At 71.9% G+C, this 8,901-nt stretch carries 5 protein-coding genes; 4 read left to right on the top strand and 1 reads right to left on the bottom strand.

The window, feature by feature from the left end:
- Nucleotides 1–113: 113 nt before the first annotated feature.
- Nucleotides 114–1,208, bottom strand: a complete 1,095-nt coding sequence (gene chvE, locus ACZ4W5_RS27135; protein ID WP_360229200.1) for a multiple monosaccharide ABC transporter substrate-binding protein — start codon at nt 1,206–1,208, stop codon at nt 114–116.
- Nucleotides 1,209–1,877: 669 nt separating this feature from the next.
- On the opposite strand from chvE, the gene ACZ4W5_RS27130 reads away from it, so the two are divergent.
- The 4 genes from ACZ4W5_RS27130 (at nt 1,878) to ACZ4W5_RS27115 (ending at nt 8,608) form a co-directional block, all read left to right on the top strand.
- Nucleotides 1,878–3,248, top strand: coding sequence for a jacalin-like lectin (locus ACZ4W5_RS27130; RefSeq protein ID WP_465657480.1), 1,371 nt, complete (start codon nt 1,878–1,880; stop codon nt 3,246–3,248).
- Nucleotides 3,249–3,403: 155 nt separating this feature from the next.
- Nucleotides 3,404–5,332, top strand: coding sequence for a phosphatase PAP2 family protein (locus ACZ4W5_RS27125; protein WP_465657478.1), 1,929 nt, complete (start codon nt 3,404–3,406; stop codon nt 5,330–5,332).
- A 324-nt stretch (nt 5,333–5,656) separates the two neighbouring features.
- Nucleotides 5,657–7,141 carry an arabinofuranosidase catalytic domain-containing protein gene (locus ACZ4W5_RS27120; protein ID WP_465657476.1) on the top strand — a complete coding sequence of 495 codons (1,485 nt, stop codon included), beginning with the start codon at nt 5,657–5,659 and terminating at the stop codon, nt 7,139–7,141.
- 474 nt (nt 7,142–7,615) lie between these two features.
- Nucleotides 7,616–8,608 carry a LacI family DNA-binding transcriptional regulator gene (locus ACZ4W5_RS27115; protein WP_402480859.1) on the top strand — a complete coding sequence of 331 codons (993 nt, stop codon included), beginning with the start codon at nt 7,616–7,618 and terminating at the stop codon, nt 8,606–8,608.
- Nucleotides 8,609–8,901: the final 293 nt, after the last annotated feature.

Raw genomic sequence — 8,901 nt, 5'->3', positions numbered from 1 at the left:
TTCGCTTCATCTTGCCTGGTGCTATCTTTCTGCTCCCTCGATCGTTTGCGGTGGCCCCCGGCCCCCCCCCCCCCCCCCGCCCGTGCCCCCCCCCCCCCCCCCCCCCCCCGGGGCTACTTGAGCTGGTCAGCGGTGTACTGGCCGCTGTCGACCAGGACCTTCTGGTAGTTGTCCTTGTCGACGCTCACCGGCTGGAGCAGCTGGGCCGGAACGACCTTCGCGCCGTTGTTGTACTGGGTGGTGTCGTTGACCTCGGGCTTCCCGCCGGTCAGCAGCGCGTCGCCCATCTGGACGGCGACCTTGGCGAGCTGGCGGGTGTCCTTGTAGACGGTCTGGGTCTGCTCGCCCGCGATGATCGACTTCACCGAGGCCAGCTCGGCGTCCTGGCCGGTGACGACGGGCAGGGACTTGGCGCTGCCGTAGCCGACGCCCTTGAGCGAGGAGATGATGCCGATCGAGATGCCGTCGTACGGCGAGAGCACGGCGTCGACGTGGGCCGAGGTGTAGGCCTTGCTGAGCAGGTTGTCCATCCGGGACTGGGCGAGGCCGCCGTCCCAGCGCAGCGTGGCGACCTGGTTGAAGTCGGTCTGGCCGCTCTGCACGACCAGCTTCTTCTGGTCGATGTACGGCTTGAGGACGCTCATCGCGCCGTTGAAGAAGAAGGTCGCGTTGTTGTCGTCCGGCGAGCCGGCGAACAGCTCGATGTTGAACGGCCCCTTGCCGTCCTTGAGACCGAGCTTGTCGGCGATGTACCCGCCCTGGAGGACACCGACCTTGTAGTTGTCGAAGGTCGCGTAGTAGTCGACGTTCTGGGTGCCCCGGATCAGCCGGTCGTAGGAGATGACCGGAATGTGCGCGTCGGCGGCCTTCTGCAGCACGTTGGTGAGGGAGGAGCCGTCGATGGCGGCGATCACCAGCAGCTTGGCGCCCTTGGTGATCATGTTCTCCACCTGGGAGACCTGGTTCTCCACGACGTTGTCGCCGTACTGGAGGTCGGTCTTGTAGCCCTTGGCCTGGAACTCCTTGACCATGTTGTTGCCGTCGTCGATCCAGCGGGCCGACGACTTGGTCGGCATCGCGATGCCGATGAGCCCTCCCTTGGCGTCGCCCTTGGCCGCCCCGTCGCCGACTCCGTTGGCACTCTGCCCGCAGGCCGCCAACGAGAGCGTCAGGCCCGCTGCGACGAGGCCCGCTGAAAGCTTCCGCACAGTTCCTCCATGGTGATGTTCCGCGACCGGGACAGCGCGCCCTGACTGGGCGGCTGGAAGTGGTCGAGCGGGCCGGGGCCGGAGCGGTCCCTCGCGCTGTGGACGTTGGGGTGGCAGTAGCTCTGGCCTGGCGTGAAATGAAGTGTTAACGCTCACAACAGCGTCGTCAAGGGGCCTTGGGTCACCGTTCGGTCGCGGCGTCCCGGGGGCGGGTCCGTCTGGATGCGAACGGTTGGACGGGGGTGGATCGAAGGGGCGACAAACAGGCCATCAACGTCAATCCGGCGTCTGTCCGGAAGGGGCTGCGGCCGGCGGGGCTCGCGCCGCCCGGCGCGGGGCGCCGACTGCTCGGCGTGCGGCAACGCCCGACCGCCAACGGGTGAGTCCGCCTGAACGTGTGTCGGGCGGGCGCGACCGTGCCTGTCCGGCACCCGGTCGGGCACATGGTCGGGCACACGGTCGGGCACATCTCCGGGACCCGCTCCGAACGATCGGGCGAGAACAGTCTGTTAACGCTAACAGAACATTGCCGGTGAACTTGGCGTGGCCTGGTAAAACGGCAGGTCAGAGGCGGTTTGTGAGCGCGGCGACCTGGTTGACGCGATCACGGTCCACTCGTACGCTCCGGGGCACCGGATCCCGACGCCGTACTCCGAACGGAGCACACCGATGTCCAAGTCCCGCCTCCGCCATCCCCTCCTCCGCTCCGTCCTCGTGGGCGCGCTCGGCGCGGCTGCCGCGCTGGGCGGCCTGGTCGGCGCGCCCACCGCGCAGGCCGCGCAGGCCGACGCCGGGGGCGGGTCGTTCTCCGTGCTGACGTACAACGTCGCCGGGCTCCCGCAGCCGGTGAACAGCGCCCCCACCGAGCGGCAGAGCAGCACCACCGCCATCGGCCAGCGGCTGGGGCCGTACGACGTCGTGCACGTCCAGGAGGACTTCAACTACCACGCTGCGCTGTACGCCGCCGACGCGCACCCGTACCGCACGGCGACCAGCGGCGGGGCGGGCATCGGCAGCGGCCTCAACACCCTGTCCGGACTCGCCTACGACACCGACGACTTCGAGCGCGTCAAGTGGAACGACTGCCAGCTGGACTCCGGTGACTGCCTCACCCCCAAGGGCTTCACCTTCATGCGGACCCGGCTGGCCGAGGGCGTGTACGTGGACTTCTACAACCTCCACGCGAACGCGGGCACGAACCCCGGCGACGAGACCGCGCGTGCCGCCAACCTGGCGCAGCTCACCGGCTACATCAGGACCCACTCGGCCGGGAACGCCGTGGTCGTGATGGGCGACACCAACACGCGCTACACCCGCGCCGACGACACCATCGGCGCCTTCGCCGCCGACAACGGGCTGACCGACGCGTGGGTGCAGCTCGAGCGCGGCGGCGTGGCGCCGGCCCGCGGCGCCGACCCGCTGCTGTGCGACCAGAACGCGCCCACCGACACCTGCGAGATCGTCGACAAGGTCCTGTACCGCAGCAGCCCGCTCGTCTCACTCGCCGCCACCTCGTACGCCAACAAGCACGCCGACTTCCTCGACGGCTCCGGCAAGATGCTCAGCGACCACGACCCGGTCGCCGTCGGCTTCACCTGGAGCCGGAACCAGGCCTACCTGGCGAGCGAGCAGTTCGGCGGCCCGCACGGCGACTTCTACGACGACATCGACCGCGTCGCGCCCGGCGCCCGGGCCACCACCGTCAGCCTGCGCTCCGGCGCCCGGGTCGACCAGGTCGGCCTGACCCTCGCCGACGGCACCACCCTCACGCACGGGGGCTCCGGCGGCACCGCCTCCTCCCTCACCCTGGGCAGCGACGAGTACCTGAGCGCGGCCACGCTCTGCCAGGGCTCGCGCGACGGGCACACCCGCATCTTCTACGCCTCCTTCACCACCAACCTGGGCCGCTCCCTGGCCGGCGGCACCACCACCGGCGACTGCGTGACCCGCACCGCGCCCGCCGGCTGGCAGATCGCCGGGTTCCAGGGACGCGCCGGCGACGAGGTCGACAAGCTCGGCTTCCTGTTCACCCGCCGCTGACCGCCCCGAACCTCCCCGGCCCGGGCCGCCGACCGGGCCGGGGACCCTCCGTTCCCGAACACCGCTCCCGAACACCGCTCCTGAACGCGGCTCCTGAACGCCGCTTCCGAACCATCGCTCCCGCCCGTCGGGCCCACCACCGCAGGAAGAACCCCATGAACGATCAGCGCACCCTGGACCGCCGCCGCTTCCTGCGCACCTCGGCGGGCACCTCGGCCGCCCTCCTCACCGGGCCCACGGCCCTGAGCCTGCTGGGCGCACCGCAGCGGGCCGCCGCCGCCCCGGCCGGCCCCGCCCAGGGCGCCGCCTTCGTGGACTCCTACACGACCAACACGATGGCCGACCTCACCCCGGAGGGGAACGCCGCCGTGCGCATCCTCACCGGGATGAACCGGATCTGGCACACCGGCACGTCCTGGAACGACGGCTCGCCACTGCTCGCCGACATCCTGCGCGCCAATGTGGACTACTGCGTGGAGGTCACCACCGAGCGCACCGAGGCCCAGGCCCGCGAGGCGTTCATCTACGACCGCCAGCACCAGAGTTACGCCGTCATCGCCGGCCTCGGCCCGCTCGCCGACCTGTACCGGACCGGCGCCCGGGCCGTCACCTCGATCACCACCGCACCCGACACCACCCCGCCCGCCAAGGTCGACGACGCCGTCCCCGCCGACGCGCCCGCCGGCTCCGCGCTGGGCCCCGGGGCCGTCGACTCGGAGCTGGGGCAGGTGGTCGCCCTCGTCAACACGCTCCGCGGACCGTACGCCTCCGGCAACCCCGCCAAGTACGCCTACCGGTACCCGCGCCCCTGGCGCCTGAACGAGGACAGCGGGGTGGTCGACACCGGCGCCACCGACGCCCTCGGCTTCCCGGTCTACGACTCGGACGTCGTCGTCGCCCCCCAACTGCTGCGCCAGCGCGGCACCTCCCCGGCCGACGACGGCGGCTTCGTGAGCGGTCACACCAACGCCTTCCACCTGGCCGCACTGGCGCTCGCGTACGCGGTGCCCGAGCGCTTCCAGGAGCTGGTCACCCGGGCCTTCGAGCTCAGCCACACCCGGATCACCGCCGGCATGCACTCCCCGCTCGACGTCATCGGGGGCCGCACGCTCGCCACCGCGCTCGCCGCCGCCACCCTCGCCGACCCGCGCAACGCCGCCCTCAAGGCCGCCGCCCGCAGCCAGGCCGCCGCGTACTTCCGGGCGAAGACCGGCGCCACCGCCGACACCCTGTACGCCTACGTCCACCGGGCCGCCCCGGCCGAGGACCCGTACGCCGACCGCGAGGCCAACGCCGAACTGGTCACCCCGCGGCTGACGTACGTCCTGCGCCGCAGCGGCCGCAGCGTCCCGATGAGCGTGCCCAAGGGCGCCGAGGTCCTGCTGGAGACCCGCCTGCCCTATCTCGACGCCGCCCAGCGCCGCGAGGTGCTGCGCACCACCGCCCTGCCCTCCGGCTACGTCCTGCTGGACGGCCCGGAGATGTGGGGCCGGCTCGACCTGTTCGCCGCGGCCGACGGGTACGGCGCGTTCGAGCAGGACGTGACCGTGGACCTGAACGCCGCCGAGGGCGGGTTCTGCGCGGCCGACACCTGGCGCAACGACATCGGCGGATCCGGCGGCCTCACCAAGCGCGGCACCGGGACGCTGACCCTGACCGGCACCAACCGCTACACCGGCACCACCGTGGTGACGGCAGGAGTCCTCGCGGCCGGCTCCCGGGACGCCCTCGGCCGCGGCGGCGTCCAGGTCCGCGGCGGCACCCTGCGGGTGGATGTCGAACGGGGGCCCCTCCGGCTGCACGGCGACTACCTGCAGTCGGCCGGCGCACGCCTGGAGTTGACGCTCCACCAGTGCCATGCCCCGGCGCTGACGGTCGCGGGCCGGGTGACGATCGGTCAGGGCGCGGAACTCCTCGTGCGGCCGGCGGAGGACCTCGAACTGGACGAGGACGTGGTGCTGCCGGTGCTCAACGCGCGTACGCTGCAAGGCGGGTTCGCCCGCGTCGCCGTCGACGCGGACGGGTACCGGGCGACGCCGCTGTACACCCGTGACGGCCTCGCGGTGCGCCTGACCCGCTGCTGAACTCACCTCCGCACCACCGGAATCCGAGGAAGGGCCGATGACCGTGCCCGCGACCAGGTCGTGCCGGACCAGCGGGCCGGCACGGTCACGGTGAGCGCAGCCCTGTTGCCGTAGTGGCGGTGGGGCGTGTGCGGATGGCGGGTTTGTGCGGTTCCGTGCGGACGGGGCGCGTCAGAAGTCTTGACGGGACACCGTCGGTGCGGGCACTGTCGCCGCTCGAGGAACTCTCCATGTCCGGCCCGGGTGGGAGAACTCTGTCCCGGGCTGGATTGTTAGCGCTCACATTCCCTTTGAGCCGCGCTCAACGACGAGCAGGGAGACAGCATGAGTGACACCACCAGGACCACCCGTGGACGGGGCGCGCTGCGCCGCCTCGCCCGGGCCGGGGCGGCCCTCGCCGTCCTCGTCGGCGCGCTGGCCGGCGCCACCGCGACGAGCGGTGCGGCCCAGGCCGCCACCCAGGGGCCGTGCGACATCTACCGCGCCGGCGGCACACCGTGCGTGGCCGCGCACAGCACCACGCGCGCGCTCTACGGCGGCTACGCCGGGCCGCTGTACCAGGTCCGGCGCGCCTCGGACCAGGCGCTGCGCGACATCGGCGTGCTGAGCACCGGCGGCTACGCCGACGCCGCCGCCCAGGACGCCTTCTGCGCGCACACGACGTGCGTGATCACCGTCATCTACGACCAGAGCGAGCGGCACAACCACCTCACCCAGGCGCCCGGCGGTGGAGCCGCGCCCGGCCCGGACAACCTCGCGGACGCCACGCTGGCGCCCACCACGCTCAACGGGCACCGCGCCTACGGCGTGTACGTCGCCCCGGGCACCGGCTACCGCAACAACCACACCTCCGGCGTCGCCACCGGCGACCAGCCCGAGGGGATGTACGCGATCCTCGACGGCACCCACTACAACGGCGGCTGCTGCTTCGACTACGGCAACGCCGAGACCAGCAGCAACGACACCGGAAACGGCCACATGGAGGCCATTTACTTCGGCAACATCAAGGTCTGGGGCTACGGCTCCGGGCCGGGCCCCTGGGTGATGGCCGACCTGGAGAACGGCCTGTTCTCCGGCGCCGACACGCGCTACAACGCCAACGACCCGACGGTGAACCACCGTTACCTCACGGCCATGGTCAAGGGAGCCCCGAACCAGTGGGCGATCCGGGCCGGCGACGCCCAGTCCGGCGGCCTGTCGACCTTCTACTCCGGTCCGCGCCCGAACGCGGCGGGCTACGACCCGATGCACAAGGAGGGCGCGATCATCCTCGGCATCGGCGGCGACAACAGCAAGAGCGCCCGGGGCACCTTCTACGAGGGCGTGATGACCGCCGGCTACCCGTCGGAGGCCACCGAGAACGCCGTCCAGGCAAACATCGTCGCGGCCGGCTACGCCAATTCCCCGGCGGCCGCCTCGGGGGCACTGCGCGGCGCCGGTTCGGGCAAGTGCCTGGACGTTCCCGGCGCCTCCGGCACCCCCGGGCTCCAGACGCAGATCAACGGCTGCTCCGGCGGGGCGAACCAGACGTGGACCCGCACCGCCGACGGCAGGCTCACCGTGGACGTCTCCGGCACCACGCTGTGCCTGGACGCGTACGGCGGCGCGACGGCCGACGGCACCAAGGTGGTGACCTGGCCCTGCAACGGCGGTGCCAACCAGCAGTGGCAGTTCAACGCCGACGGCAGCGTCACCGGCGTCCAGTCCGGCCGCTGCCTGGACGTCGCCGGGGCCGGCACGGCCGATGCCACGCCCGTCCAGCTGTGGAACTGCTGGGGCGGCGACAACCAGAGGTGGGCGCTCGGGTAGCTCGGGCAGCACCCGCCCCCGACCGAACCCGGCCCGACCGAGCCCGCCCCCGACCGAACCCGGCCCCGGCTCCGCGCACCAGCGGGGCCGGGGCCGGCCGTCGTCCCTGTGTCGCGCCGGTGGTGTCGCGTTCGCCGCGCCGGTGCTGTCGCGTTCGCCGTGCCGTCAACCGGACGTCACTCGGTGGTGTGACCGGGACGTGACGGGGGAAGGGCGTGGGGAGCAACGCGATCATGCCCGGCGCCTTCCCCGTTCGACGAGGTCACGCTTTGGCAGTGGGGGCACCTCCGGGAGCGTCAACACGCCGCAATGGCCAGATGTGGGAGGGCCGAAGCGCCTGGTAGGAAGGGATCCGCCCGTCGCGCCGAGGGTGACGAATTGGCCTGGACCTGGTCGCGTACTGTGGTCCACAATCAGGAGGAGGGGACTGCAGTGGCAACGGACAGCACCGGGACGGAACAGCGTCAGCCCGTGATGGCGGACGTGGCGAAACTGGCGGGTGTGTCCCACCAAACGGTGTCCCGGGTGCTCAACGGCGCCCCGCACGTGAAGCCCGACACCCGGGACCGGGTGCTGGCGGCCATACGGGAGCTGGACTACCGCCCCAACTCCGCGGCCCGCGCCCTGGTCACCCGCCGCTCGCAGGCGCTCGGCGTGGTCAGCTTCGACTCGACCCTCTACGGCCCGGCCTCGATGCTGGACGGGATCGAGCGGGCCGCGCGCAGCGCCGGGTACTTCGTGACCGTGACCAGCCTGCGTTCCCTGGACGGCCGTTCGGTCCAGGAGGCCGTCGACCGGCTGCGGGACCAGGGGGTGGAGGGCGTGGTGGTGATCGCGCCGCAGACCTCCTCCGTCAGCGCGGTGGCACGCCTCTCCAGTTCCGTGCCGCTGGTCGCGGTCGGCTCGGGCGACCAGGCGCGCGTGCCCATGGTGTCGGTGGGCAACCGCTACGGCGCCGGCGAGGCCACCGGGCACCTGATCGACCTCGGGCACCGCACCGTGCACCACCTGGCCGGTCCGGTCAACTGGCGGGAGAGCCAGGACCGGGAGGAGGGCTGGCGGCTCACGCTGGAGGCGGCCGGATGCCCGGTGCCGGAGGTGGAGCGCGGCGACTGGAGCGCACGCTCGGGTTACCAGGCGGGGCTGCGGATCGCCCGGCTGCACGAGGTCACCGCCGTCTTCTGCGCCAACGACCACATGGCCCTCGGCCTGCTGCGGGCCCTCCACGAGGCCGGCCGGGCCGTCCCGGACGAGATCAGCGTGATCGGCTTCGACGACATTCCGGAGGCCGCGTACTTCACCCCGCCGCTGACCACGGTGCGGCAGGACTTCGGCGAACTCGGCAGACGGGCGCTGGAACTGCTGGTCGCCGAGCTGGAGGGCGGCGCGCGCTCCGCACCGACCCAGCTGGAGATCAGCCCGGAGCTGGTGCTGCGGCGCAGCGCGGGACCGGCCGTGCGCCGTTGAGCCGACCCGGCGCCCGGTCCCCGAGCGCCGGTTCCGCAGACTGACCGATGCCGTCCGTCGCCTCCCTTGACATGCCGTTTGTTAGCGCTAACAATCTCTGTGAGCGTTAACAGAAACGCTCCCTTCCACTCCGCCGGCCGGGCCACCGCATCCCGCTTCCGTGAGCCCGGCCGACGGTTCCGCGTTCCGCCGCCTCATGAGGGAAAGGCGGCGGAATGAAGCCTGTCGGGGGGGGGGGGTGACCCGCGCCCGCCGAGGAACAACCCCGCGACCAAAAAAGAAAACAAAACCCC

Source organism: Kitasatospora sp. NPDC029367 (genome assembly GCF_055569135.1).
This window is presented reverse-complemented; position numbering and strand designations above follow the sequence as displayed.

Excerpts from the sequence above, each read along its gene's own strand:
- ACZ4W5_RS27130 (WP_465657480.1), top strand. The coding sequence starts at position 1,878 with ATGTCCAAGTCCCGCCTCCGCCATCCCCTCCTCCGCTCCGTCCTCGTG.
- ACZ4W5_RS27125 (WP_465657478.1), top strand. The coding sequence starts at position 3,404 with ATGAACGATCAGCGCACCCTGGACCGCCGCCGCTTCCTGCGCACCTCG.
- ACZ4W5_RS27120 (WP_465657476.1), top strand. The coding sequence starts at position 5,657 with ATGAGTGACACCACCAGGACCACCCGTGGACGGGGCGCGCTGCGCCGC.
- ACZ4W5_RS27115 (WP_402480859.1), top strand. The coding sequence starts at position 7,616 with ATGGCGGACGTGGCGAAACTGGCGGGTGTGTCCCACCAAACGGTGTCC.